22 protein-coding genes are annotated in these 25232 nt (G+C 67.3%); 8 read left to right on the plus strand and 14 right to left on the minus strand.

Features of this window, described 5'->3' with window-relative positions; all coding sequences use genetic code 11:
- Positions 1-20: 20 nt before the first annotated feature.
- The 5 genes from QTH90_RS05140 to QTH90_RS05160 form a co-directional block, all read right to left on the minus strand.
- Positions 21-992, minus strand: coding sequence for a quinone oxidoreductase family protein (locus QTH90_RS05140; RefSeq protein WP_286663436.1), 972 nt, complete (start codon positions 990-992; stop codon positions 21-23).
- Positions 993-1032: 40 nt separating this feature from the next.
- Positions 1033-1629, minus strand: a complete 597-nt coding sequence (locus tag QTH90_RS05145; protein ID WP_286663437.1) for an RBBP9/YdeN family alpha/beta hydrolase — start codon at positions 1627-1629, stop codon at positions 1033-1035.
- Between the two features lie 2 nt (positions 1630-1631).
- Positions 1632-2690 carry a beta-keto acid cleavage family enzyme gene (locus QTH90_RS05150; RefSeq protein WP_286663438.1) on the minus strand — a complete coding sequence of 353 codons (1059 nt, stop codon included), beginning with the start codon at positions 2688-2690 and terminating at the stop codon, positions 1632-1634.
- A gap of 48 nt (positions 2691-2738) precedes the next feature.
- Positions 2739-3662, minus strand: a complete 924-nt coding sequence (locus QTH90_RS05155) for a TauD/TfdA dioxygenase family protein (protein ID WP_286663439.1) — start codon at positions 3660-3662, stop codon at positions 2739-2741.
- Between the two features lie 166 nt (positions 3663-3828).
- Complete coding sequence (locus QTH90_RS05160; protein WP_286663440.1) at positions 3829-6486, minus strand: winged helix-turn-helix domain-containing protein; 2658 nt, start codon at positions 6484-6486, stop codon at positions 3829-3831.
- Between the two features lie 225 nt (positions 6487-6711).
- On the opposite strand from QTH90_RS05160, the gene QTH90_RS05165 reads away from it, so the two are divergent.
- Complete coding sequence (locus QTH90_RS05165) at positions 6712-9087, plus strand: phosphocholine-specific phospholipase C (RefSeq protein WP_286663441.1); 2376 nt, start codon at positions 6712-6714, stop codon at positions 9085-9087.
- 30 nt (positions 9088-9117) lie between these two features.
- Here the strand turns inward: QTH90_RS05165 and QTH90_RS05170 are convergent, their stop codons facing one another.
- The 4 genes from QTH90_RS05170 to QTH90_RS05185 all read right to left on the minus strand — a co-directional run bounded on the left by QTH90_RS05170 (position 9118) and on the right by QTH90_RS05185 (position 13670).
- A complete protein-coding gene (locus QTH90_RS05170; RefSeq protein WP_286663442.1) occupies positions 9118-9645 on the minus strand; it encodes a DedA family protein in 528 nt (175 codons plus the stop codon).
- Positions 9646-9732: 87 nt separating this feature from the next.
- Positions 9733-11199, minus strand: a complete 1467-nt coding sequence (locus tag QTH90_RS05175; protein ID WP_286663443.1) for a TrkH family potassium uptake protein — start codon at positions 11197-11199, stop codon at positions 9733-9735.
- A gap of 19 nt (positions 11200-11218) precedes the next feature.
- Positions 11219-12685 carry a Trk system potassium transporter TrkA gene (trkA, locus tag QTH90_RS05180; RefSeq protein WP_286663444.1) on the minus strand — a complete coding sequence of 489 codons (1467 nt, stop codon included), beginning with the start codon at positions 12683-12685 and terminating at the stop codon, positions 11219-11221.
- 22 nt (positions 12686-12707) lie between these two features.
- Positions 12708-13670 carry an AraC family transcriptional regulator gene (locus tag QTH90_RS05185; RefSeq protein ID WP_286663445.1) on the minus strand — a complete coding sequence of 321 codons (963 nt, stop codon included), beginning with the start codon at positions 13668-13670 and terminating at the stop codon, positions 12708-12710.
- 187 nt (positions 13671-13857) lie between these two features.
- Between QTH90_RS05185 and QTH90_RS05190 the strand changes: the two genes are divergently transcribed.
- A complete protein-coding gene (locus QTH90_RS05190; RefSeq protein ID WP_286663446.1) occupies positions 13858-15588 on the plus strand; it encodes a GMC family oxidoreductase in 1731 nt (576 codons plus the stop codon).
- Here the strand turns inward: QTH90_RS05190 and QTH90_RS05195 are convergent.
- Both QTH90_RS05195 and QTH90_RS05200 read right to left on the minus strand, forming a co-directional pair.
- Complete coding sequence (locus QTH90_RS05195) at positions 15548-16201, minus strand: Crp/Fnr family transcriptional regulator (RefSeq protein ID WP_286663447.1); 654 nt, start codon at positions 16199-16201, stop codon at positions 15548-15550. The two genes, QTH90_RS05190 and QTH90_RS05195, sit on opposite strands and share 41 nt — an antisense overlap.
- Before the next feature lie 66 nt (positions 16202-16267).
- Positions 16268-17062, minus strand: coding sequence for an IclR family transcriptional regulator (locus tag QTH90_RS05200; RefSeq protein WP_286663448.1), 795 nt, complete (start codon positions 17060-17062; stop codon positions 16268-16270).
- A gap of 105 nt (positions 17063-17167) precedes the next feature.
- Between QTH90_RS05200 and QTH90_RS05205 the strand changes: the two genes are divergently transcribed.
- The 5 genes from QTH90_RS05205 to QTH90_RS05225 are packed head-to-tail and all read left to right on the plus strand — an operon-like array spanning position 17168 to position 21790.
- The gene (locus tag QTH90_RS05205) at positions 17168-18151 is read left to right on the plus strand and encodes a Bug family tripartite tricarboxylate transporter substrate binding protein (RefSeq protein WP_444814673.1); all 984 of its coding nucleotides are present in this window, start codon (positions 17168-17170) and stop codon (positions 18149-18151) included.
- Positions 18152-18199: 48 nt separating this feature from the next.
- On the plus strand, positions 18200-18889 hold the full coding sequence (locus QTH90_RS05210; protein WP_286663449.1) for an RraA family protein: 690 nt from the start codon (positions 18200-18202) through the stop codon (positions 18887-18889).
- Positions 18886-19812, plus strand: a complete 927-nt coding sequence (locus tag QTH90_RS05215; RefSeq protein WP_286663450.1) for an NAD(P)-dependent oxidoreductase — start codon at positions 18886-18888, stop codon at positions 19810-19812. Before QTH90_RS05210 ends, QTH90_RS05215 begins: the two co-directional genes overlap by 4 nt.
- 32 nt (positions 19813-19844) lie before the next feature.
- On the plus strand, positions 19845-20825 hold the full coding sequence (locus QTH90_RS05220; protein ID WP_286663451.1) for a Bug family tripartite tricarboxylate transporter substrate binding protein: 981 nt from the start codon (positions 19845-19847) through the stop codon (positions 20823-20825).
- 26 nt (positions 20826-20851) lie between these two features.
- Entirely contained in the window at positions 20852-21790 is a 939-nt protein-coding gene (locus QTH90_RS05225) for an SMP-30/gluconolactonase/LRE family protein (RefSeq protein ID WP_286664465.1), read from the plus strand.
- A gap of 13 nt (positions 21791-21803) precedes the next feature.
- On the opposite strand, the gene QTH90_RS05230 is transcribed toward QTH90_RS05225, so the two are convergent.
- Together QTH90_RS05230 and QTH90_RS05235 are read right to left on the minus strand one after the other, a co-directional pair.
- On the minus strand, positions 21804-22226 hold the full coding sequence (locus tag QTH90_RS05230; protein WP_286663452.1) for a PaaI family thioesterase: 423 nt from the start codon (positions 22224-22226) through the stop codon (positions 21804-21806).
- Between the two features lie 28 nt (positions 22227-22254).
- On the minus strand, positions 22255-24183 hold the full coding sequence (locus tag QTH90_RS05235; protein WP_286663453.1) for a hybrid sensor histidine kinase/response regulator: 1929 nt from the start codon (positions 24181-24183) through the stop codon (positions 22255-22257).
- A gap of 157 nt (positions 24184-24340) precedes the next feature.
- On the opposite strand from QTH90_RS05235, the gene QTH90_RS05240 reads away from it, so the two are divergent.
- Positions 24341-24922, plus strand: a complete 582-nt coding sequence (locus tag QTH90_RS05240; protein ID WP_286663454.1) for a GNAT family N-acetyltransferase — start codon at positions 24341-24343, stop codon at positions 24920-24922.
- 63 nt (positions 24923-24985) lie between these two features.
- On the opposite strand, the gene QTH90_RS05245 is transcribed toward QTH90_RS05240, so the two are convergent.
- The gene (locus QTH90_RS05245; protein ID WP_286663455.1) at positions 24986-25213 is read right to left on the minus strand and encodes a hypothetical protein; all 228 of its coding nucleotides are present in this window, start codon (positions 25211-25213) and stop codon (positions 24986-24988) included.
- Between the last annotated feature and the right edge of the window lie 19 nt (positions 25214-25232).

Genomic DNA, 25232 nt, shown 5'->3' on the forward strand with positions numbered 1-25232 from the left:
TGTGTACCGGGCGGCCGGCCTCAGGGCACCAGCACCGTGGCGCCGGTGGTGCGGCGCGACTCCAGCGCGCGATGCGCCTCGGCGGCATCGGCCAGCGCGAACATCTGCTTCGGCTCGCCGCGGATCTTGCCGGCCAGCACTAGGTCGAAGAGTTCCGCGGCCATGTCGAGCATGTGCGGGCGCGGCGTGGCGTAGTGGACCATCGCCGGGCGCGTGACCCAGACCGACCCCTTGACCGCGAGCTGCATCGTGTCGATCACGACCGGCCCCGACGAGGTGCCGTTGCTCACCAGCGTGCCGCGCGGCTGCAGGCTGTCGAGCGAGGCCTGCAGGGTGTCCTTGCCGACCGAGTCGTAGACGACGGGCACGCCCTTGCCGTCGGTGAGTTCGCGCACGCGTGCGGCGATGTTCTCGCGCGTGGTCACGATGGTGTGCGTGCAGCCGTTTTCCCTGGCAATGGCGGCTTTCTCGTCCGAGGAGACGGTGCCGATCATGGTGACCCCCAATGCGCGCGCCCACTGGCAGGCGATCAGGCCCACGCCACCGGCGGCCGCGTGGTACAGGATGGTCTCGCCACCCTTGAGCGGGTAGACCTGGCGGAACAGGTACTGCGCGGTCATGCCCTTCATCATCAGCGTCGAGGCCGTGCGGTCGGAGATGCCGTCGGGCAGCGGGATCAGCCACTCGGCCGGCATCACGCGCACGTCCGAATAGGCGCCTTGCGGGCCCATCAGGTAGCCCACGCGCTGGCCGGGCTGCAGATCGGTCACGCCGGGGCCGACGGCCTCGACGACGCCGACGGCATCGGAGCCGAGCCCGTTGGGCAGCGGCATCGGATAGCGGCCGGTGCGGAAATAGATGTCGATGAAATTGACGGCGACGAAGGTGTGCCGGATGCGGACCTGGCCGGGGCCGGGGTCGCCGACCTCGACGTTCTCGAGCTGGAGCACTTCGGTCCCGCCCGTCTGGTGCAGGCGAATGGCTTTGGACATGATGGGTTTCCTTGAGGGGATGTGTTGAATCGCGGGGACGTCAGTCGGCCACGGCGAGCGGCGTGGACAGGTCGCGAATGAGGTAATGGGCGAGCGGCCAGGGGCCGTGTCCCGAGGCCGGGTTGAGATGCCCGACCTCGCCCATGTCGATCAGTTCGCTGCCCCAGTCGCGGGCGAGCAAGGCGACACGGTCGAAGGCGGCGAGCGGATCGTTGCGGCTGGCCACCACGATGCTGCGGAAGGGCAGCGTCCTGCGAGGCACGGGCAGCCAGCCGGCGTCGAGCAAGGCCTCGACCGTCGGATAGCCCTCCGGCATGGGCCGCTCGAAATCCGGCGGCGTCGCCAGCAGCGCCCCCTGCACCGGGCGGCGCGTGCGCCGTGCCCAGTGGGCGACCATCAGGCTGCCGCCGCTGTGGGCAACGATGACCAGCGGCCCGGCGACGGAGTTGGCGACGCGCTCGATGGCATTGACCCTGGCCGCGCAGTCCAGGTCTTCGCGCCCCATGGGCGGCACCGTATGGACCTTGCGGCCGCGGGCCTGCAAGTCGGCCGCCAGCAGCGTCTGCCAGTGCGCGTCCACGTGGTCGCGCAGTCCGGGGACGATCAGGACCGTCGGCGAGGCAAACGCTGCGTTCATGTTCAAGCCACCTTGCGCAGGTAGCCCTGCTGGCGTCCGGGGGGATTGGGCGCGAAGCCGTTGGCCACCAGGGTCTCCTCGACCGTGTCGTAGAACACGCCGATCTTCAGGATCTCGCGGGCTTCCTTGCCGTTGGCGACCTCGCGGCCGAACTCCCGCGACATGCGCACCAGCTGCTCGATCTGCTGCACCGTCGTCATCTTCGCGGTGCGCGACTGGTTCCAGAGGTTGTCCTCGATGCCGCAGCGCACGTGCAGGCCCATGGCCATGCCGATCATGTTGATGGGCAGCACGTTGCGCATGCTGCTCTCCACCGTCAGCATCGCGCCGTCGGGGATGGCCCGCAGGAAGTTGGCCAGGTTGTAGATGTTGGGCGCGTCCATGCCGCCGCTGATGGCAACCCAGTTCATCACCAGCGGGCCCTTGTAGACGCCGCGGCGGATCAGGCGCTCCACGGTTTCGTAGCTGTTGATGTTGTAGAACTGGAACGCGCTCTGGATGCCGGCGGCGCTCAGGCGGCGCACGTGCTCGTCGATGAAGCCGGGCCCCGAGGGCACGATCATCTCGCGGTAGGCCGCATTGATCTCCGGGTCGGCCAGGGACGTGCCGGCGATGTCTTCCGCTTCCATGTGCTCCAGCACGTTCATCTGCGTCGTGTTGACGGTGACCGTGACCTGGTCCGGCTTCGGATCGAGTTCGGCGAGCATGTGGCGCGTGTCGTCCTTCAGCCACTTCGCGGAGGCGCCGTCGGTCTCGGGCGCGAAGGAGATCGAGCCGCCCACCTGGATGACCATGTCCGGCACGGCCTTGCGAACGCCGGCGATCAGCTCGTTGAACATCGACAGGCGCTTGGAACCCCTGCCGTCCAGCTCGCGCACGTGCAGGTGCAGCACGGAGGCGCCGGCGTTGTAGCAATCGACTGCCTTCTGCACCTGCTCTTCCATCGTGACCGGGATGTCCTGCGGGAAATCAGCCGGAATCCATTCGGGGCCATAGGGTGCGGCGGTGATGACCAGCTTGTCCTGGTTCTCGGGGAACAGTGATCCGTCGAGGAAATTCATGGTTCGTCTTTCTGTGTCGTTGGAGTGAATCGGGAGCGGGCGGGCGGCTCAGTACGTCGCTTCGCCCATGATTCCGGCGCGTTCCATCTTTCGATGGCAGGGCGGGTAGTCCATCACCGCGTAGTGCTGGGTGGAGCGGTTGTCCCAGAAGGCGACGGTGTTCTTCTTCCAGCGGAAGCGCACCTGGAACTCCGGCACGTTGGCCTGGCTCACGAGGTAATTGAGAAGCAGGTTCGCGCCGGGGTTGGCGTCCTGGCCGAAGCGCACGTTGGCCGGCGTGTGGTAGTTGGTGAAGTGCGTGGTGAAGGCGTTGACGAACAGCACCTTCTCGCCGGTTTCCGGATGGGTGCGCACCACCGGGTGCTCGGCATCGGGAAACTGCGCGCGCAGCGCCAGGCGCTTTTCGATCGGCATCGCCGCGCCGAAGCTGGCCTCGATGCTGTGCCGCGCGCGGAGGCCGGCGATCCTGGTCTTGATCTCCTCGGGGAGTTGCGCGTAGGCCTCGACCATGTTGGCCCACACCGTGTCGCCGCCCACTGGCGGGCATTCGACGCAATGCAGCACGCAGCCGAAGGGCGGCTTCTCGCGCCAGGTCGCGTCGGTGTGCCAGGCGTTCTCGTAGCGGTCGTTCGGCGTGTCGGGCGACTTGTAGATGCGCACGAGCCCCGGGTAATCCGGGTCGCTGCCGGCCACCGGGTGGTCCTCGAGTTCGCCGAAGTGGCGCGCGAAGGCCACGTGCTCGGCGCGCGTGATCTCCTGATCGCGGAAAAAGAGCACCCGATGCTTGAGCAGCAGGCGGCGGATCTCCCCCACCAGCGCCGGGTCGCGCGACGCGGCACCCAGGTCGACATTGCCGATCTCGGCGCCGATCGTGCAGGTCAGCGGCTCCACATGGAGGGATGTCTTCAGCGCCGAGGCGTGGACGACGGCGGGTGCACCTTGAAGCGAATTCGCGGAGCTGGACGGGGTCATGCTGCTTGTCTCCTTCGGGCCGGACCGGCCTCGTGTGTCGCGGATGGCGCCAGCCCTGTGCGGCGGCGCTCGAGTCAGCGAAGATTAAGGAGAGACAGCCCCGCGCTCCCCCCCATCGCAGAGGGGGGTGGGGTCATTTGTGTGGCCGGGCGTTACAGGCCGGCGCCTACTGCAGCAGGCCGAGGATGCGGGCGCGCAGCACCACCTGCTTGCGCGATCCCGCATCGAGCTTGGCAAAGAGGTTCTTCATGTGCCACTTGATCGTTTCCTCGCCGACCTGCATCGCCAGGGCGATTTCCTTGTTCGACAGGTTGCGCGTCAACAGTTCCAGCACCTCGCGCTCCTTGGGCGTGAGGGCGGTGCTCGGCGTCGCCTGCAACCGCACCGGGACGGCAGGGCGTTGTTCCTCGGGTGGCGCGGACTCGCCCTCGCCTTCGATCTCCCGCGCCCATGTGCCCAGGTCGGGGTGCGCGTCCTCGAACACCCGAAGCAGCCCATAGGCGCGCGCCAGGCCGGCCACCTCGCGCAGCATCGGCTGCGCCGACTTCTCGCCACGCCGGTCGAGGGCGAACGCCCGCAACCCGACGATTTCGATGTGGAGCCGGCCCTGCTTGAGCTCCTGCGCCACCTCGTCGGCGCGCGCCAGCGGCTCGATGGCGCCGCGCCAGTCCAGCGCCGCGATGGCGGCCAGGCCCTGCGCCAGTTCGCGCAGCGGACTGACGGTGCGCCGCCAGAGCGGGCCGCCGGGCAGGCCGGGCTCGGCCAGCACCGCATCGATCCGGTCGCACAGCTCCCGGCAGGTCTGGGCCCGGTAGTGGCGCGCATGCAGGCGCACCTGCTCGGCGAGGCTGGCAATGCGCAGGCGCGGCAGCCGGCGCGAGACGCCGACCGCGTGCAGCGCATCGAGCAGTTCGATCGCGCGGTGCTCCGCGCCCTCGGCCACGGCGATGCGGGCCAGAGTCCGGTAGCTCAGCAACAGCACTTCGGGCAAGCCGCTGCGCTCGAGCACGTCCAGACGGTTGGCCAGCAGGGCGACGGCCTCGCCCGGACGATCGCGCTCCCAGGCGGCGGAAGCCAGCAACGCGGCCAGCATCACGACGAAGGAACTGCGTCGGCCCAAGGTCGCCTCGGCGCCCGCCAGGGACGGCCGCAGCAGGTTTTCGGCCAGCAGCACCTGGCCTTCCCAAACGTAGCTCAGGGCGATGATGAACTCGCCCCACCGGCTCAGGTAGTCGGGCGAACGGCGCCCAGGCACCCGCGGCGCCTGCTGCTGCCTCAGGCGGGCCAGCGCCGGATCGCCGGCCAGCAGCGTGCGAAAGGCGGTGCGGTTGGCGTGGATTTGCTTGAGCAGCGGATCGTCCAGCGGGGGGGCCTCTGCCCATGGGTCGTGCAGGCCGGCGAAGCGATCGGGCTCGTCCGCGAACACCGCCGCGCCGCTGAGGATGAGCGCGCACTCGCAACGCAGTTCATCGTCCGCCCCCGGCAGCGCGAGGATGCGAGCGACCAGCCGCCCCGCGTCGTCGTGCCGCTCGCTGGTCGCCAAGGCCCACGCGATGGCAAGCAGGAGACGCGGACGCCGGTCGAGCTCCGCGGCAGGCAGGCGCTCCAGCCACACGACCACCGCATCGACGCGGCCATGCATGGTCGACTCGTAGAGGCTGCGCTCCGCCAGTTCATAGGCCAGGTCGTGCTGGCCGGCCAGCAGTGCATGACCGGCGGCCGCTTCGAGCCGGCCGCGCTCGGCCAGCCAAGGCACCGCACGCGCATGCAACTGGGCCTGCTCGCCAGCGGGGAGCATCGCGAAACGCTCGCGCAATGCATCGCGCGCCAGGTTGTGGACCCTCAGCCATTCACCCTGCTCGCCCGTGATGAAGACCGGGGTGTCGTTGCACATGCGCTCCAGGCGCTCGGCAGCGTCGTCCACCTGCGCGACGGAGCGGCACAGTTCGGCGTGCAGGCTGTCGAGGATGGAGATGCGCGTGAGAAACGCGAGGTCGTCCGGGGCCAGGTTCGCCAGCAGCGTGCCGACGAGCTGATCGCGCGGCTTGCCGCCATGCGTGGCCATCGCCAGCACTTCGGCGCGAGGGTCGGCGGCCAGTTCGACCACCGTCAGTGCGAGCTGCAAGCCGAGCGGCCATCCCTCCGTCAACTCGTGCAGACGCGCCGCCGCGTCGCTGTCGACCCGCGCGGCGAAGCGCGTCCGGACCAGCCCAAGCGTTTCCTCGAGACGGAAGCGCAGCATTTCCTGCGCGACGACGGCGCACTGTCCGTAGGCGATCAGGTCATCGATGTCGAGATTGCAATCGACGCGCGTTGCCACGACGGTGCGCAGGTTGGGCGGCGCGTTGCGCATCAGGTAAGCCAGGGCGACACGCGACTCGGCCGGCAGGCGGTCGGCTTCGTCGACCATGAGCACGACGTTCAATGCCGTCTGTGCCACTTCTGCGAGCCAGACCGTGATGCCTTCGAGCTGGCCGAGGCCGGGCGGTGCTTCGAGCAGCGTGTGGCCGAATGTGGGTCGCCCCGCTGCCTGGCGGACCGCCAGCGCGAGGCCTTGCGAGAGCCTCCGCGGCTCGTCCGCTTCTTGCGCGGACAGCCAGGCGACAACGGCCCCTTGCGCGAGGTGTTCGCGCCGCCACTGCGCGAGCAGCGAGGTCTTTCCGAAGCCCGCGGGCGCCTGCACCAGGATCACCGGGCAATCCAGCGGGCCGCCCGCCCCCGAGAGCAGGCGATCCCGGGCGACGAGATGACGCGGGACACGCGGCGGCGACACCTTGAGCAACAGCTCGTCGGCGATGCCTGCAAAGCCAGGGAATGTTGCCAAGTGGGTGTCTCCAGATCGGCGTCGATGGCCAGCGCCTGCATCGACGATGTTCGCCAGATGGTAGCCGTTCGCGTCGCAGCGAGTCAGCCTGTCGCGCGGCCCCGGCGGACAGCGATGTCATCGTCGCTACATCGAAATGTCACGCGCGTTGCTTAGCCTTGCGTCGCCTCGCGTGGCCTCGACCGATTCGCGTGGTTCCATCATTACTCTTACATCCAACCCGCCATGACCTCACGTCGCAGTTTTCTCCAGAGCGCCACCGGCACCGGCATCGCCGCCGCCACGCTGGCCGCGTTCCCGCCCAGCATCCGCCGCGCGCTCGCCATCCCCGCGCACCACGACACCGGCACCATCAAGGACGTCAAGCACGTCGTGCTGCTGATGCAGGAGAACCGCTCCTTCGACAGCTATTTCGGCACCTTCAAGGGCGTGCGCGGCTTCGGTGACCGCTTCGCGGTGCCGGCGCCCAACGGCAAGAACGTCTTCCACCAGACCTACACCAAGACCACGCCGCCCACCACCTACCTTCCCTACCACCTCGACGAAACGAAGGGCAACGCACAGCGCGCCGGCAGCACGCCGCACAGCTGGTCCGATTCGCAGGCGGCATGGGATCACGGCCGCATGTACAAGTGGCCGGACGCGAAGAACCCGCTGTCGATGGGCTACTACGACACGGCGGAGATTCCGTTCCAGCGCGCACTGGCCGAAGCCTTCACCCTGTGCGACCACTACCACTGCGGCATGCACACGGGCACCATCGCGAACCGGCTGTTCTACTGGAGCGGCACCAACGGCCCCAATGGCACGAGCCCTGTCGACGGCAGCAAGGTGCAGGTCGCGGCGCTGAACAACCAGTTCAACGGCGGCAACGACATCGGTGCGTCCACCGATGGCTGGACATGGACCACCTATGCCGACCGCCTGGAAAAGGCGGGCGTGAAGTGGAAGGTCTACCAGAGCCTGATCGACAACTACGGCTGCAACGAGATGATGGGCTTCCGCCACTGGCGCGCCGCGATCGAGCAGATGCCGCCGGCTCGCCGTCCGGTCTACGTCGCGGCGACGGACATCACGCAGCCGGTGACGGCCGCCGGCCCCTTCTATGACGCCGTCGTCGACGACGCGCTCAGCCCGCTCGCGAAGGGCTTCGGCAACACGATGCCCTATGGCTTCCTCGAAACCTTCCGCGAGGACATCAAGAACGGCACCCTGCCCGCCGTGTCGTGGATCATCTCGCCGTCCGCCTACAGCGAGCACCCCGGACCGTCGAGCCCGGCGAAGGGCGGCTGGTACGTGCAGCAGGTGCTGGACGCACTGACGGCCAATCCCGAGGTCTGGAGCAAGACCGTGCTGCTGATCAACTTCGACGAGAACGACGGCTTCTTCGACCACCTGCCCTCGCCGGCCGTGCCCTCGCGCAACCCCGATGGCACGCTGGCCGGCGGCACCACGATGGCGGATGCCGACGTGGCGGTCGAGTACCACAACTTCGCGCCGGCGACGCCGAGCCAGCCCGCGGTCGACGGCCGCCCCTACGGCCCCGGCCCGCGCGTGCCGATGTGGGTGGTCTCGCCGTGGAGCCGCGGCGGCTGGGTCAACTCGCAGGTCTGCGATCACACGTCCACGCTGCTGTTCCTGGAGAAGTGCTTCGGCGTGGCCGAGCCGCAGATCAGCAAGTACCGCCGCGCGATCTGCAGCGACCTCACGAGCGCCTTCAACTTCGAGCGGCCCAACGACGAGCCGCTGCCGACGCTGGCCGGACGCAAGACCAAGGACCAGGCCGATGCGCTGACCGCCGCCCAGCAGGCGCTGCCGAAGATCACGCCGCCCACCGATGCCGCCCTGCCCGCGCAGACCACCGGCGTGCGCCCCTCGCGCGCCCTGCCCTACGAGCTGCACACCAGCGCGCGCAGCGACGCGCGCAACGGCCGCGTTCAGCTGCTGTTCGCCAACAGCGGCCGCAGCGCCGCCGTGTTCCACGTCTACGACAAGCTGCACCTGTCGGACCGCCTCCCGCGGCGCTTCGTGGTCGAGCCTGGCAAGCAACTCGACGACCACTGGGCGGCCATGACCGACAACGCCGGCCTGTACGACCTGTGGGTGCTCGGCCCGAACGGCTTCCACCGCCAGTTCAAGGGCGACCTCAACCGCCTGCGTGCCGACGGTGCACCGGTGCCGGAGATCCGCGTGGGCTACGACGCGCGCCGCGGCGACATCTACCTGCAACTGCGCAACGACGGCCGGCGCGATTGCCGCTTCACCGTGCAGTCCAACAAGGTGTACGCGCGCCCCGAGGCGCACGACGGCGGCGGCAAGGACCACCATGACGATCGCCATGATGACCACCGCGACAACAATGGCCGGGGCAAGGACGATCACGACGACCGCGGCAACGATCGCGACGGCGCATGGAACGTCCGCGTCAAGGGCGGCGCCGACGCCAGCATCCGGTGGAGCCTGGACGGCAGCGGCCAGTGGTACGACTTCGTCGTGACCTGCGACGCCGACGCGAGCTTCTTCCGCCGCTTCGCCGGTCGCGTGGAGACCGGCCGGCACTCGGTCAGCGATCCGGCGATGGGGTTGGCGGACCGGTTCTGAGCGCGCGAATCGCGGGCGGCACCAGGCGGCTCAGAGCCACCTCTGCATCCACTGGATGCCGAACGCACCGGGAGCCAGGATGCCGGTAGCCCAGACGATCGCCGAGGCGAAGTTGGCGATCTGGAACGTGGCGGTGGGCATTTCGCAGATGCCCGCCGCCAGCGGCACGGATGCGCGCAAGGGGCCGAAGAAGCGCCCGAAGAATACGCCGGCCACGCCCCAGCGCTCGAAGAAGCGATGCCCTCGCGGGATCAGGTCCGGGTGGCGGGACAGGGGCCAGTACTTTCCGACATCGCCCTTCAGCCGCAATCCGATCCAGAAGGACAACCAGTCTCCCAGGAAGGCCCCGGCGGCTGCGGCGCACCAGATCGGCCAGAACGCGATGCCGCTGCCCGAGATGAGAAATCCCACACCGAACAGGATCACGGTGGCCGGAAGCAGCAGGGAAATGAAGGCCAGCGATTCCCCGAACGCGAGGGCCAGCACGATCGGAACGCCCCAGCCCTCGTGCGCCCGAATGAAAGCGATGACCGCCTGAGTCATTTCGTCAAGGCTCATGGGATGGAGCGCTCGCGCATGTGGGCCATGTGTTCTCCGGAAATTGGTGGCGGCGGACCTTACTACATCGGCCCCAGTGCAACAACTTCACTTGCGCCAGAACGACGGCGTCAGCAGTGCGATGAAGCTCAGCATCTCGAGCCGGCCCAGCACCATCGCGAAGGTGCATACCCACACCTGGAAATTCGTCAGGCCGCTGAAGTTGCCGGCCGGCCCGACGGTGCCGAGACCCGGGCCGGTGCAGTTCACGCTCGCCAGCACGGCGCTGAAGGCAGTGACCGGATCGAGGTCGGTCAGCACGAGCAGCATGCTCAGTGAAATGGTGGTCACGCCGTAGACCAGCATGAAGGCCAGCACCGAGAAGATCACGCGGTGGTCGACCACCACGTTGCCGAGCGTCACCGGCTGCACGGCGCGCGGATGCACGAGGCGCGTCATCTCGCGCCGCGCCTGCTTCACGAGGATGAGCACCCGGACCATCTTGATGCCGCAGCCGGCCGAGCCTGCGCTGGTCGCCACGCTCGACAGCAGCAGCATGAAGAGCGGCGCGAACACCGGCCAGGCCAGGTAGTCGACGGTGGCGAACCCTGTCGTGCTGCCGACCGAGATGGCGTGGAAGACGCCGTAGCGCAGCGCCTCCACCGGCCCGTAGACACCTTTCACCCACAGCACGATGGCGACCAGCAGCCCGCCGCCGATCAGCGCGGTGAGCGTGGCGCGCAACTCGGGGTCGCGCCAGAAGCCGCGCCAATGGCCCTTTCGCATCGCGACGAAATACAGCGCGAAGTTGCAGCTGGCCGCGAGCATGAAAAGCACCGCGACGCCTTCGAGCAGGGGCGACGCGAAGTGCGCAAAGCTCGCGTCGTGCGACGAGAGTCCGCCCAGGCTCACGGTGGCGAACATGTGCATCATCGCGTCGATGGCCGTCATGCCGCCGGCCCAGTAGGCGAGGAAGCACACGGCCGAGAACGTCGCGTAGATGCCCCAGAGCCCCTTGGCGGTTTCCTTCACGCGCGGCGTGAGCTTGCTGTCCTTGATCGGGCCGGCCACCTCGGCCTTGAAAAGCTGGCTGCCGCCCACGCCCAGCAGCGGCAGGATGGCCACGGCCAGCACCAGGATCCCCATGCCGCCGATCCATTGCAGGAAGGTGCGCCACACGTTGATCGACACGGGCAGATCGTCCAGCTTGACGAGTACCGTCGCGCCGGTGGTCGTGAGGCCCGACACCGACTCGAAATATGCATGCGTGAAGTTGATCGGCCGTCCGATGAAATCGAGCGCCCACATCAACGGCAGCGTGGCGAACAGCGGCAGCAGCACCCAGGTGAGCGACACCAGGAAGATGCCATGGCGCGGCTGCAGCTCGCGCTTGTAGCGGCGCAGGCCGCCCCACAGCACGCCGCCGCAGACGAAGGAAATTCCCGCGGAGATGGCCCACACGTGCCGCAGGCCGTCGGCGTGCGTCCAGGAAATGATCCACGGCACGAACATGCCGAACGAAAAGAAGGTCAGCAGCGCGCCCAGCACGCGCAACACCGGAAAGAAATCGCTCATGAAAACGGGGCGAGTGATATCAGAAGAAGGTGGCGCTCACGCGGAACAGCTTTTCCACATCGCGCACCAGTCGCTTGCGCGGCACGAAGATCACGACGTGGTCGTTGCTCTCGATCACGGTGTCGCCGCGCGCGATGATGACTTTCGCCGGCGTCGGCGGCGCCTCGCCGTCGGGGATCACGCCCTCGCCGAGGTCCGGCAGCCCGCGCATCACCAGGCCGAACTGGGCGCCCTTGGGCAGCTGGATCTCGGAGATCCGGCGTCCGATCACGCGCGAGGTCTTGCGGTCGCCGCGGGCCACGATCTCCAGCGCCTCGGCCACGCCGCGGCGCAGGCTGTGCACCGCCTGCACATCGCCCTGCCGCACGTAGGCCAGCAACTCGCCCAGCATGGTCTGCGCGGGCGACAGCGCGATGTCGATCTGCGTGCCGTGCATGAGGTCGGCATAGCTGCGCCGGTTGATCAGCGCCAGCACGCGCGTCGCGCCCATGCGCTTGGCCAGCAGGCTGGCCATGATGTTGTCCTCGTCGTCGCTGGTGAGCGAGAGGAACAGGTCGATGTTCTCGATGCCCTCGTCTTCCAGCAAGTCTTCGTCGGTGCCGTCCCCATGCAGCACCAGCACGCCGCCCGGCAGCTCGGAGGCGAGTTGCACGCAGCGCGCGTGGTCGCGCTCCAGCACCTTGATCTGGTACTTGCGCCCGGTCTCGACGAGCTGCCGTGCAAGCCGCAGCCCCACGCGGCCGCCGCCCGCGATCATGATGCGCTCGACGTCGCGATGGTCGGCGTGGTCGTAGCGGTGCAGCGCCGACAGCACCGATTGCAGGTGCTCGCGCGCCGACAGCACGAACACCTCGTCGCCGGGCTCGATGAGCGTTTGGCCTTCGCAGACGATGAAGCGGTCAGGCTCGTTCTCGAACCGGCGGTAGATCGCGACGATGCGCATGTCGGCATCGGGCACGCATTCGCGCAGTTCGGCGATGCTGTGGCGCACCAGGGGCGCGCCCGCCACCGCGCGCACCGACACCAGGCAGGCCAGGCCGTTGGCGAACTCGCGCACCTGCAGCGCCTCCGGGTACTCGACCAGCTTGCCGATGTAGCGGGTCAGCGATTCCTCCGGACAGATCACGCAGTCGACGGCAAAGCCTTCCTTGCCGAGGAGCGGGCTGTCTTCCTTGTAGGCATTGGAACGCACGCGCGCGATGCGCGTCCGGATGCCGAACACCTGGTAGGCCACCTTGCAGCAGACGAGGTTGGTCTCGTCCTGCGCCGCGCAGGCGATCAGCATGTCGGCGTCGCGCGCGCCGGCTTCGGCGAGCACGTCGGGCTCGATGCCGCTGCCGACCACGCCGCGCAGTTCAAACCGTTCTTCGAGTTCGTGCAGGCGCGCCGCGTCGGTGTCGATGACGGTGATGTCGTTGCGCTCCGACACGAGTGTGCCGGCCACGCTCTCGCCGATTCGGCCTGCGCCGAGGATGATGATTTTCAAGTGATGGTCTCCCCGGGACGCTTTATACGCGTCCCTCCGCTGCGCGGCTCCGTGCCAGCGTCTGCATCGGACTTTCTCCGAAACAGGTCTTGTACAGGGCGCTGAACCGGCCCAGATGAAGAAAGCCGTTCCTGATGGCGACATCGGTGACCGTGGTGCAGACGTCCGCTTCCAGCAATCCCTGCCGTGCGCGGTGCATCCGGATGCTTCTCAGGAAAGCAGTCGGGGTGTAGTTGCGACAGCTCTGGAACCCGGCCTGCAATCCCCGGATGCTCACACCCAACTCGCGCGCGACGTCGGCCACCGTGAGCGGCTCGTGCGCATGGTCCCTCATGAACAACTCCGCGCGCTTGACCAGGCGCGACGACATCCGGTCCGGGCGCCGCGCCAGTTCATCGCTGTAGTTGTGCGGATGCCCTTCCAGCAGCAGCGTCAGGACGAACTCCTGCAACGCGGCTTCCGCCATGGGAGGCAAGGGAGCGGCGGCCGTGCTTTCCAGCAGGTCGAGCGTCGAACTCCAGGTCCGCTCGAGCGATGCCGAGAACGGCCGGAGCTCGAAGCGCAGCGTGTCCTCCAGCTGGCGTCCGAGCATGGCGCCGCAAAGCGAGTCGAGCTTCTGCTTGTCGGCCTTGATGGTCGCCTGCGAGAACTCGGCCCCGAAGCCGAAATCGGTGCCCACGTTGGCAGAGACCGGAACCGTCACGCCCGGATGCCAATCCGCTTCCCGGCGGCCCTGGCGCACACGCCCGCTTCCATCGGTGCAGCGCATGATCAGGTACAGGTCCGGGAAGTTGCCCGCATCCACATTCACCGCCGCGCCGTACCGCAGCCGGACGATCGGCTGGCGCGCGGCGCCGCTCACGTCCAGCGTCGTGTCGATGCCGCTCGCCCTGCGATCCAGCGAGAGCCGGTGCTCGCAATAGATCTGCCCGACGGTCTCGATGGCCTCTGCGAGGTCGCGCGTGTGGACATGTTCAAGAGCCATGGACAGACCTTTGTTCGGCTGACGCGAAATCCTGTGTTCTCGGCGCGAGGCCAACGATCCGTGAAAACCCTGAAGGCATCGCCTGCGCAAAACGGACAGTGCTGCGCGAAACGGATAGTGCGCCTGGCGCCGAGTTTCAACAATGCCGGATGCCGGCACCCGTCCGGCAGGCCACGAGGAGCTCGAATTGAAAAAGGCGAACACCATCCCCGATCCGCTCAGCGGACGCAAGCTGGATCGGATCGAGGCGCAACTGATGGCCGGCCGGCTCGACCGGCGCGGCTTCATGCAGGCCGCATCAGCACTGGGGGTCACCGGGCTGGCCGCGGCGACCATGGCCGACAAGGCGCTCGCCATCGGCGCCAACCAGTCGGAGTTGCGCGGCGAGCTGAAGCCGCGCTACGACTACATCGTCTGCGGCGCCGGCTCTTCAGGCTCCGTGGTGGCGCGCCGTCTCGCCGAAGACCCGAACGTGCAGGTGCTTCTGCTGGAAGCCGGAGGTGCCGCGGATGCGCCCAGCATCCTCAACCCGGCCGTCTGGTACACGAACATCGGCGGGCCCTTCGACTGGGGCTACAAGACCATGCCGAGGCCGGGACTCAACAACCGGTCGATCGCGATGCCCATGGGGAAGGCCATTGGCGGCGGCAGCAGCATCAACGCCACCGTCTGGGCACGCGGCCACAAGAACGACTTCGACTCGTGGGCCCGCGCCTCGGGCGACGAGGCGTGGGGCTACCGGCATGTGCTTGAGATCTACAAGCGCATCGAGGACTGGCAGGGCCCGCCCGATCCCGCCTACCGCGGAAAAGGCGGGCTGGTGTTCATGCAGCCCGCGCCGGACCCGAGTCCGCTGGCACCCGCGATGGTGCAAGGCTGCGCCGCCGTGGGCATACCGGCGTTCGAGGATCACAACGGCCGGATGATGGAAGGCCCGGGTGGCGCCTCGATCGCCAACCTGTGCATCAAGGACGGGCGGCGACGCAACGTGCCGTCGCACTATCTGTATCCGATCATGGACCAGGCCAACCTGACCATCCTCACGCAGGCGCTGGTCCACAAGGTCACGCTCGATGGCAAGAAGGCGACCGGCGTGGAGTTCGAGTGGGACGGCAAGGCGCGCAAGATCGGCGTGGCGCGCGAGGTGGTGCTGTCGATGGGTGCCATCAATACGCCGCGCATCCTCATGAACTCAGGCATCGGCGATGCAAGGGAACTCAAGCGCCTGGGCATCCCGGTCGCATCGAACCTGCCGGGCGTCGGACAGAACTTCCAGGACCACACGATGGTGGCCGCATGCATGTGGGAGCCGCCCGAAGCCGTGCCGGCCCGCAACAACTCGGCAGAGGCCACCTTCTTCTGGAAGAGCGATCCGAAGCTGGAGACGCCGGACATGCAACCGTTCCAGATCGAGATTCCGTTCTCGTCCGAGATCACGGGCAAGCTGGCCGTGCCCACCGCCTGGACCATCGGCCCCGGCATCGTGAGGCCCAAGAGCCGCGGCTACCTGCGCTTCACGTCGACCAACCCGCGCGACGGCGTGGAGATCCATGCCAAGGTGCTGGAGCATCCGGATGACATGGCCGCGATGCGCAGGGCCGTGGAACTGTGCCGCGAGATCGGCAATTCGGCGCCGATGAAGCCCTTCGTGAAGCGCGAGATCATGCCCGGCCCGATGAAGGGCAAGGAGCTCGACAACTTCATCCGGGATGCGGCGGTCTCCTACTTCCATGAGACGTGCACCGCGAAGATGGGGAAGGACAAGATGTCCGTCGTCGATGCGAAGCTGCGCGTCTACGGCATTCGCAATCTGCGGATTGCGGATGGGTCGATCATGCCGAACGTCACGACGGGCAACACCATGGCGCCCTGCGTGATCATCGGCGAGAGGCTGGGCGAGATCCTGCGTGCAGGCTGAGGGCCGCATCCTGCGCCGGCGTGACCCGCCTTGCGTCCCGGGTCAGTCGCTCCGCCACGAGTTCCAGGAAGAAGAAGCCGAACTTCGGGTTCTGGAAGTACATCTGCCGCACCTCGTCGTAGGTGACGACCAGCAGCGGGCCAGCCTCTTCGCAAACGACGGTCTGTGTCCGGGTGTGTTCCCTGTTGATGAGCCCAAGCTCGCCGATGAGTTCGCCCTGTTCCAGGACGACGTCCGCCTCGACCGCGCGGAACTTGCCTCCCAGCACGAACAGCACCTCGGCCGCCGCATCGCCCCTGCGAAACAGCGTCTCCCCGGCCTGGGCGGCCCTGCGGCGCGAAAAGGGCTTGAGCCATTCCATCGAGAGCCGGCTCGAAGCGATCAGCTTCATCTCGCGCGTCAATTGCAGAAGTTGGCGCAGGCGCCACACGTTCAGGGGCAGCAGCGACAGATGAAGCAGCAGCACCGGGTAGACGTGGCCGAGTCCGCCATAGGTGATGAAGACGAGGTTGGACACGATGCCCGCGATGCGCAGGTGCAGCATCGTCTTCATGGAGAAGGTCGTCAGCGTCATCAACGCGCCGAGATATCCGAAGATTTCTGTCCATTGCATGCCGGGAACTCCGTAGGTCATTCAAGCACTGCCGAGGTTTCGTGCGGCGTGCATTCTCGCGCCGGGCTACGGATGCCAGGCGGACACGACCTTGGGTGTCTGTGACGTCGAAGTGCCTGCCAGCGCGTAGGACAGCTGATTGGCAGCCTTGATGATCGTCTTCGCGTGACGGATCAACTTGTTCTTCGGCAAGCGATCCGCAGGCCCCGAGATGCACACGGAACCGAGCAGCCGCCAGTTCAGGCCGAAGACCGGGGCAGACACGGTCGCCACGCCCTCCTCTCTCTCTCCGATGGAATAGTGGTAGCCGCGCTGCCTGATCTCCTCGTACAGCGCGCCAGGCTCGCCTGAGAACGCGAGGATGACCCGACCCGGCGAGCCCTTGTCGAGCGGCAGGGCCGAGCCCATTCGCGCGTGATGGCGGATGGGCTGCGGACCTTCGACGCGCACGATGCACGTGCGGATGTTTCCCTCGCGCACGTAGAAGGCCGCGCTCTCGCCGGTCGCCTGTGTCAGCTCGCGCAGCATCGGCTCGACGACGTTGTTGACATCGAACGCAGCCTGGTAGCGCGCGCCCAGCCAGCCGGCGGCAGGTCCCAGTCGCCATTCGCCGTCCTCGCGCTGGACGACGTAACCGCTGTGCGCCAGCGTCCGAAGAAGGCGCAGTGCCGTGGTCTTGTGCATGCCGCTGCGGCGCGTCAGCTCCGCAAGGGAAAGACGCTGGTCCTGCATGCCGAACGCCTCGAGCAACTGCAGGGCGCGTGTGACGGCGGTGACACCACCGGAATCCTGGCCACCGGTCGCTGGCTCGGCCGCGGCGGATTCTTTGGATTTCTTGTCTTGGTTATTGGTCCGCTGCATGGGTCATGGTCCGTCTGGTGCAACCCCATTGTACGTATTGGAACGCAAATCTACAGTCCGTCCAAGCCTGAAGAGGCGAATACAGATCACGAACCGGAGACAACCTTGACCATCCCGAAGCTCGAACTTTCCCGCCGCGCCGCGCTGCTCGTCGTCGCATCCTTCGCCAGTTGCGCCGCCTTCGCGCAGGCCTATCCCTCGCGGCCGATCAAGCTCATCGTGCCCTTCCCGGCCGGCGGCGGCACCGATGCCATCGCCCGCGAAGTCGCGACCAAGGTGGCGACCCAGCAGGGCTGGACGCTGATCGTCGACAACAAGCCCGGCTCGGGCGGCAACCTCGGCGTCGACGCGGCGGCCAAGTCGGCGCCGGACGGCTACACCATCGTGCTCGGGCAAACCAGCAACCTGGCCATCAATCCCACGCTGTACTCGAAGCTGCCCTACAGCCCGCAGAAGGACCTGGCGCCGGTCGGGCTGGTCGCCAGCTCGCCGCTGGTTCTCGTCGTCGCGGCCGACTCGCCCTACAAGACGCTGGCCGACGTCATCGCTGCCGGCAAGGCCAAGCCCGACTTGATCAACTACGCCAGCTCCGGCAGCGGCACGGTCGCCCATCTGGCCGTCGAGCAGTTCCAGAAGATCGCCGGCGTGAAGTTCACGCATGTGCCCTACAAGGGAGCGGCACAGGGCGCGACCGACCTCATCGGCGGACAGATCCAGCTCTACATGTCGTCGGTTCCGACGCTCATCGGGCACATCCGCAGCGGCAAGATGCGGGCGATCGCGGTCACCTCGGACAAGCGCGTGAACGACCTGCCCAACGTTCCCACCATCGCGGAGTCCGGCTTCAAGGGCTTCGAAGCCGTGACATGGTTCGGCATTGCAGGGCCCGCCTCCATGCCGAAGGATGCCGTGGCCAAGCTCAACGTCGCCTTCAACAAGGCTTTGCAGGACGCCGACGTCAGGAAGAAGCTCGAAGGCCAGGGCGCCGACGTGCTGGGCGGCACGCCCGAACAGTTCGCCAAGCTGATCCAGGACGACATCGTTCGCTGGGGGAAGGTCGTCAAGGACTCCGGCGCCAAGGTCGACTGACCACATCCCTTCCTCTCCTCCACCTCCCTCCACCGAAAGCGACCCATCATGAGCCACCCCCTTCCCGAGATCATTCGCGACTTCGAGCGCGTGCCCGCCGACGTCGTCAAGCAGGCTTCCGAATTCCAGCCGGCGATCCTTGCCGACGTCGCCGGACGCCGCGGCGCGTTGCATGGCCGGATCAAGCCCTTGCGCAGCCGCATGAAGGTTGCCGGCCCGGCCCTGACCGTCGAAGTGCGGCCGGGCGACAACCTCATGATCCATGCGGCGATCGCGCTGGCGAAGCCCGGCGACGTGCTCGTCATCGACGGCAAGGCGGACCAGACCTCGGCGCTCATGGGCACCATCATGATGACCGCGTGCCGCCAGCGCGGCATCGCCGGCGTCGTCGTGGACGGCGCCGTGCGTGACAGCCTGGAGATCGACGAGATGGACTATCCGGTCTTCTCGGTCGGCACGAATCCGAACGGGCCGACCAAGAACATCGGCGGGCGCATCGGGCATCCGGTGACCGTCGGCGGCGTGACCGTGCGCGCCGGTGACTTCGTCATCGGCGACGGCGACGGCGTGATGGTCGTCGAGCGCGAGAAGATCGCGTCGCTGGTCGGCGCGGCGCGCAAGAAGGTGCAGGACGAAGCGAAGCGCATCGCAGCGATCAAGGAAGGCAACACCGCGGCCTCCTGGCTCGACGGCGCGCTGCGCGCCGCGGGCGTCCTCAAGGAAGGAGAGACGCTGTGAGTGCGATTCTCGTCACCGGCGCGGACCTGGCGCCGCAGGCACTCGAACTCCTGCGCGGATACGAGGTGATCTTCGCCGGCAAGACGCCCAGCGAAGCCGATGTGGTGGCGCTTTGCGCACAGCACGATCCCGTCGCGATCATCGTCCGCTACAGCAAGGTCGGCGCGGCAGCGATGGATGCGGCGCCCTCCCTGCGCGTGATCTCCAAGCATGGCAGCGGCACGGACACGATCGACAAGGTCGCGGCCGGGGAACGCGGCATCCAGGTCGTCGCCGCCGCCGGCGCCAATGCCGCGGCCGTGGCCGAGCAGGCACTGGCACTGATGCTCGCCTGCGCGAAGTCCGTCGTTGCGCTCGATGCGCGCATGCACGGCGGGCACTGGGACAAGGCCACGCACAAGAGCCTCGAACTGGGCGGCCGCACCGTGGGACTGGTCGGGCTGGGTGCGATCGGGCTGCGCTTCGCACGGATGGCCAGCGCCCTCGGCATGCGCGTCATCGGCTTCGATCCGTTCGCCACGAACGCTCCCGAAGGATTGGAACTGGTGGACATGCCGACGATCTGGCGCGAGGCCGACGTGATCTCGCTGCATTGCCCGCTGACGGAGGACAACCGCCGGATGGTGAATGCGCAGACACTGGCGAAGGCGCGTCGCGGCGTGATCCTGATCAACACGGCACGGGGTGGCCTGATCGACGAAGACGCACTTCTTGCCGCGGTGCGCTCGGGCCAGGTGATGGCTGCGGGCCTGGACAGCTTCGCGGTCGAGCCGATGGTTGCCGGGCATCCCTTCCAGGGCGGAAAGGGATTCATCCTGAGCCCGCACATCGGTGGCGTGACCAGCGACGCCTACGTGAACATGGGCGTTGCGGCGGCGAGGAATGCGCTCGAAGTCCTGGCGAAACAGCAGGCGACTGCCTGACAGCCTTCCCGAAATCCATCAGGAGACATTCAATGAGCATTTCCAGCAAGGCCGTGCAGGTCGCACTGGCTGCGGCAGCCCTGTGCACCGCCGCCGGCGCCGCGTTGGCGCAGGGTGACTACCCTTCCAAGCCGGTCCGCATCGTCGTGCCGTATCCGCCGGGAGGCGCAGTCGACCAGGTGACGCGCCGCGTCGCACAGAAGCTCACCGAGCAGACCGGCCAGAGCTTCTTCGTCGAGAACAAGGCAGGCGCGACCGGAACGATCGGCGCGCAGCAGGTCGCGAAGGCCGCGCCGGACGGCTACACCCTGATGGCGAACGACACGACCTATTCGATCCTGCCGCACGTCTTCCACAAGCTGCCGTTCGATCCAGAGCGCGACCTGGTCCCCGTGGCCGCTTTCAACTTCGCCCCGATGGCTCTGGTGGTTGGCGCGGAGTCCCGGTTCAAGACCCTGTCGGACCTGATCGGCTATGCCAGGTCGAATCCCGGCAAGCTCAACTACGGCACCGGCGGTGCGGGAACGACGCCGCACTTCTCGACCGAGGCCCTCGCCAGTGCGGCGAAGATCGATGTCACGCACGTTCCTTTCAAGGGCGCGGGCGAGGCCACGCTGGCCTTGTTGTCCGGCACCATCGATTTCCAGATCGCGTCGACGCCCGGCGTGATGGGCCAGGTCAAGGGCGGCAAGGTGAGGCTGCTGGGCATCAGCGGCGACAAGCGCCTGGCGGCGTTGCCGAATGTGCCGACCTTCGCCGAGGCCGGCATCAAGGACTACAGCGTCATCAACTTCACGGGCCTCTGGACGCCCAAGGGAACGCCCGCGCCGGTGATGCAGCGACTGCAGAAGGAAATAGCGGCAGCCATGGCGAGCCCGGACGTCCAGAAGTTCTCCGCCGACCTCGGCTCGGTGCCGTCGGTGGTGTCGGGCGATGCCTTCACGAAGATGCTGCGCGACAACACGCAGTTGTGGAGCACAGTGGCTGCAGCCGCCAAGGTCGAGAAACAATAGCCGGCCTCCGGACCACCACGAGACTCATCATGCTGCTGCACGCGCCCGAAGTTCGCGATCTCGACGTCTTCACCCGCATGCCGGAGCGCTTTCGGCGAACGGGGCAGCGCTCGGCCTGGGCGGACGCGAACCGCGGCGGAGCGCCCGTCGACAGCTTCCTCGAAGGGCCGGTCTTCGATGCGGCCGGCCATCTGTACGTGACGGATATTCCATGGGGACGGATCTTTCGCATCGATCCCGCGGGTGACTGGGAACTGGTCGCGGAGTTCGACGGCGAACCCAACGGCATGAAGTTCGCCGACGAGCGCACGCTCGTCATCACCGACTACAAGAACGGTCTCATGGCGCTCGACGTGGTCAGCGGCGTGGCCACGCCGTTTCTGGAGCGACGCAACAGCGAGCGCTTCCGGGGGGTGAACGATCTGGTGTTCGATTCCCGCGGCTGCCTCTACTTCACGGACCAGGGCCAGAGCGGGATGCACGAGCCCACGGGTCGCGTCTACAGGCTGGCTGCGGATGGGCGGCTCGACCTGCTGCTGCACAACGTCCCGAGTCCGAACGGCGTCGTGCTCTCCCCGGACGAACGCGTGCTCTACGTCGCCGCGACGCGGGGCAACTGCGTCTGGCGGGTGCCGTTGATGCAGGATGGCAGCGTGGCAAAGGTCGGCCAGTTCTTCACCTCGTACGGGCCGAGCGGGCCCGATGGGCTGGCCATGGATGAAGAGGGTCGCCTGCTCGTGGCGAACCCCGGCCTCGGCTATGCGTGGGTACTGAATCATCGCGCGGAGCCGGTGATCGTCCTGCGCAGCGTCGAGGGCATGTCGCTGACGAACCTTGCCTACGGCGGACCGGAACGCAAGGTGCTCTACTGCACCGAATCTACGACGGGAACGATCCTGCGCACGACACTGGATGTGCCGGGCATGAAGCTGCATGGAGCCTTGGCGGGCCCGAACGCAGCCTGAAGCGCCCGCGCCTCTAGAGATCCGCCAGGATCCCGGTCGACGTCGCCTCTGCCGCCAGCTTGCCTTCAGGGTTGTAGAGCGCGGCTTCGAGAAAGGTGACCCGCTTGCCGCGCCGGATCACCCGCCCCTCGACCCGGCCTTCGCCCGGGCCCACCTTCTCGTAGAAGCTGACCTTGATCTCCAGGCTGAAGACCGTCTGCGCATGCCCGGTGTCGTGAATCACCGCGTGCGCCATTGCCGCATCGAGCCAGGCCGTGATGAAGCCGCCCTGGGCGATCGTGCCGTTCGTGTGGCAGTACTCGCGCCGGACCGTGAACGCGGCCTTCAGCACCTTGCGGTCAGGATCCCATCCGGTCACGTGGAAATTGCCCATCGATTCGCTCAGTGCCTTGCCTGAGCGGATTCGTGCGTCGAGATCGTCGTCCATTGATGACATTCGCTTGTGCTTGTGCAAGGGCCAGGCCTCAGGCCTTCGTCGCCCGGAAGATCGCCTCGGCGAGCTGGCCCTGATCGAACGGCTTGGAAAGCCGCAACGTCAGCGGACCCACGTCGGCGGGCAAGTCGGCATAGCCCGATGCAAGGATGAGCGACAAGTCAGGCCGCTCGGCGCGCAAGACGTCGAACAACTGGGCGCCGGTCATGCCCGGCATCACCTGGTCGGAAATGACCAGGCCGACGCCCGGCGTGCGCCGGACCAGATCCAGCGCCTCCTTCGCGCTGCCGGCGCACAGCACCGAATGACCAAGATCCTCCAGCATGGATGCGGTGCCCGCCAGCACCAGCGCATCATCGTCGACGGCCACGATCACGCGAGCAGCGACTGCCTCCTGAAATTCCGGCGCGGGCGTCGGCTCGGGTATCGACGGACTGTCCTCCGTCGAGACCGGCAGCCAGAGCAAGGCGCGCGTCCCCACGCCCTCCGAACTCTCCAGCACGAACTTGCCACCCGACTGGATCGCCAGCCCGAGAACCATGGGCAGGCCCAGGCCCGTCCCCCTTCCGACGCCCTTGGTCGTGAAGAACGGTTCGATGGCTTGCGAGAGCGTGGCGGCATTCATGCCGCTGCCACTGTCGGCGAGCGAGAGGCGAAGGTACCTGCCCGCCGCGAGCCTGTCCGCCGGAGTGCCCTCCACTTCGCTGGCCTCGATGGTGAGCGAACCGCCGTTGGGCATCGCGTCGCGCGCGTTGACGGCGAGATTCAGGATGGCGAGTTCGAGTTGGTTGTGGTCCACCCTGACGGGCTTCAGGCCGTCCGGGAAGTTTGCGTCGATGCGAATCGTCGGGCCCAGCGTGCGTTCGAGCATCTCCCGCATCCCGCCGATCAGCGACGGAACGTCGACATTGACAGGACGCAGCTCCTGCCGGCGCGCGAATGCAAGCATGCGCTGCGTGAGCGACACCCCGCGCTTGGCACCCTGCACCGCGTTGTCCAGGAGGCGGTGCAGCCGCTGGTCTTCCGGCAGGCCCCGGCGCAGAAGCTCGAGGCTTGTCAGGACGACCATCAGCAGGTTGTTGAAATCGTGTGCGACGCCGCCGGTGAGCTGGCCGATCGCGTCCAGCTTCTGGGACTGGAACAGCGCTTCCCTGGCCTGCTCGAGGGCGAGTTGCGCCTGACGCTTTTCGGTGATGTCGCGGGTGACCTTGGCAAAGCCGATGAGGACACCGTTCGCGTCGCGGATGGGGTCGATCACGACGTTGGCCCAGAATTCGGTGCCGTCCTTCCGCACCCGCCAGCCCTCTCCCTCGAAGCGTCCTTCGGCCGCAGCCGTCGCGAGCGCTCTGGCGGGAAGACCGCGGTCCCGGTCCTCTTGCCGGTAGAAGCGGGAGAAAGAGGTCCCGACGACCTCGTGCGGCGCATAGCCCTTGGCGCGCTGCGCGCCCGCGTTCCAGCTGGTGATGATTCCGTCGACGTCGAGCATGTAGATCGCGTAGTCGGTCACGGCCTGTACCAGGAGCCTGAATTGCTCTTCGCTGCGCCGAAGCTTCTCCTCGGCGGCCCGCCGCTCGGTCAGGTCGCGGGTCACCTTCGCGAAGCCCAGCAGTTCGCCGTCGGGGGCGACGATGGGGTTCACCATGACCTGCGCCCAGAATCGTCCGCCGTCCTTCTTGCGACGCCAGCCTTCCGCTTCATAGCGCCCCTCCCGGGCTGCGGTGGCCAAGGCCCGAGTCGGCAGGCCGTCGCGAACATCGTCAGGCTCGTAGAAGAGAGAGAAATGCCGCCCTATGATTTCCCGTTCGGCGTAACCCTTGAGCCGCGCCGCGCCCGGGTTCCAGCTGACCACGAAGCCCTCGCTGTCGAGCATGTAGATGGCGTAGTCGGCGACCGCCTCCACGAGCAGACGGTAGCGCTCTTCGGTGCTGAACCTGGTCGTGAGTGGCGAGGGATGTTCCACTGGTTGAGATGTTCCTGATCTGGGACATTATGAATCGCATCAGGTGAAAATCCGCGATGCGTGGAACCTGCCGTGTCACGGGTCCACCGGCGCACAACAACCTTCGGAACGGTTCGTTGAGTCGAGCTTGACCTGACGCTTTCACGGTGCCCATCTCATGTCGACTCCGATCGAGATCACGACCCAGCGGCTGCTTCTTCGTCAGTGGCGAGACTCGGATCGCGAGCCGTACGCGGCCTTGTGCGCGGATCCGGTCGTCATGCGTTTCTTCGCCAGCACTCTTTCGCGCGCGGGCAGCGATCGCGACATCGACGCCTGGCGAGGCGACATCGACAACCGGGGCTGGGGCAACTGGGCGGCGCAGACGCGCGATTCCGGGACCTTCATCGGCTACATCGGGCTTTCCGTTCCCAGGAGAGCGCTTCCGTTCATGCCCTGCGTGGAACTCGGCTATCGCCTGGCCGAGGCGCATTGGGGCAAGGGCTACGCCACCGAGGGTTCGAAGGCGGTGCTGCGACTGGGCTTCGAACGCCTGGGCCTGGAGGAGATCGTTTCATTCACCACGCGCCTGAACCTGCCCTCGCGCGCAGTCATGGAACGGGTGGGAATGGTCAACGCCAACGAAGACTTCGATCACCCCGCCTATCCGGAAGGCAGCGCGATGAGGCGGTGCTGCCTGTACCGCCTCAGCCGGGAGCGGTGGCTTCGCAGCGAGGATGCCGCTCGCGGCTTCGACTGACGCCCCGCGCTGCGGCGACCCAGCCGCTCAGGCGAAGATTCCGCCGGGACGCTGAGGCAGGATTCACTCGACCCACGGGCCTCCCAGCATGGCTTGTATGTAGGCCGCGACCTTCACCAGGTCTGCATCGGACATCGGGATCGGCGGCGCGTCGACAAGGTGCTCGGAGACCAGGTGCAGCTTGGCCGCGGCATTGGGCTGCTCCTGGAGCAGGACCGCGATCGCCGCAGTGTGGGCGACAGCCCGCAGTTCCAGCGAGCGGAGGCGCGCGTTGACTTCTTCCAGTTCCATCTTTTGCCTTCCTGGACCG

This window comes from Variovorax flavidus (assembly GCF_030317145.1).
Classification (GTDB): Bacteria; Pseudomonadota; Gammaproteobacteria; order Burkholderiales; family Burkholderiaceae_C; genus Variovorax; species Variovorax flavidus.

Excerpts from the sequence above, each read along its gene's own strand:
- QTH90_RS05155 (WP_286663439.1), bottom strand. The coding sequence starts at position 3,662 with ATGACCCCGTCCAGCTCCGCGAATTCGCTTCAAGGTGCACCCGCCGTC.
- QTH90_RS05200 (WP_286663448.1), bottom strand. The coding sequence starts at position 17,062 with ATGCAGCGGACCAATAACCAAGACAAGAAATCCAAAGAATCCGCCGCG.
- QTH90_RS05245 (WP_286663455.1), bottom strand. The coding sequence starts at position 25,213 with ATGGAACTGGAAGAAGTCAACGCGCGCCTCCGCTCGCTGGAACTGCGG.
- QTH90_RS05230 (WP_286663452.1), bottom strand. The coding sequence starts at position 22,226 with ATGTCATCAATGGACGACGATCTCGACGCACGAATCCGCTCAGGCAAG.
- QTH90_RS05150 (WP_286663438.1), bottom strand. The coding sequence starts at position 2,690 with ATGAATTTCCTCGACGGATCACTGTTCCCCGAGAACCAGGACAAGCTG.
- QTH90_RS05165 (WP_286663441.1), top strand. The coding sequence starts at position 6,712 with ATGACCTCACGTCGCAGTTTTCTCCAGAGCGCCACCGGCACCGGCATC.
- QTH90_RS05175 (WP_286663443.1), bottom strand. The coding sequence starts at position 11,199 with ATGAGCGATTTCTTTCCGGTGTTGCGCGTGCTGGGCGCGCTGCTGACC.
- QTH90_RS05145 (WP_286663437.1), bottom strand. The coding sequence starts at position 1,629 with ATGAACGCAGCGTTTGCCTCGCCGACGGTCCTGATCGTCCCCGGACTG.
- QTH90_RS05210 (WP_286663449.1), top strand. The coding sequence starts at position 18,200 with ATGAGCCACCCCCTTCCCGAGATCATTCGCGACTTCGAGCGCGTGCCC.
- QTH90_RS05240 (WP_286663454.1), top strand. The coding sequence starts at position 24,341 with ATGTCGACTCCGATCGAGATCACGACCCAGCGGCTGCTTCTTCGTCAG.
- QTH90_RS05220 (WP_286663451.1), top strand. The coding sequence starts at position 19,845 with ATGAGCATTTCCAGCAAGGCCGTGCAGGTCGCACTGGCTGCGGCAGCC.
- QTH90_RS05195 (WP_286663447.1), bottom strand. The coding sequence starts at position 16,201 with ATGCAATGGACAGAAATCTTCGGATATCTCGGCGCGTTGATGACGCTG.
- QTH90_RS05170 (WP_286663442.1), bottom strand. The coding sequence starts at position 9,645 with ATGAGCCTTGACGAAATGACTCAGGCGGTCATCGCTTTCATTCGGGCG.
- QTH90_RS05140 (WP_286663436.1), bottom strand. The coding sequence starts at position 992 with ATGTCCAAAGCCATTCGCCTGCACCAGACGGGCGGGACCGAAGTGCTC.
- QTH90_RS05185 (WP_286663445.1), bottom strand. The coding sequence starts at position 13,670 with ATGGCTCTTGAACATGTCCACACGCGCGACCTCGCAGAGGCCATCGAG.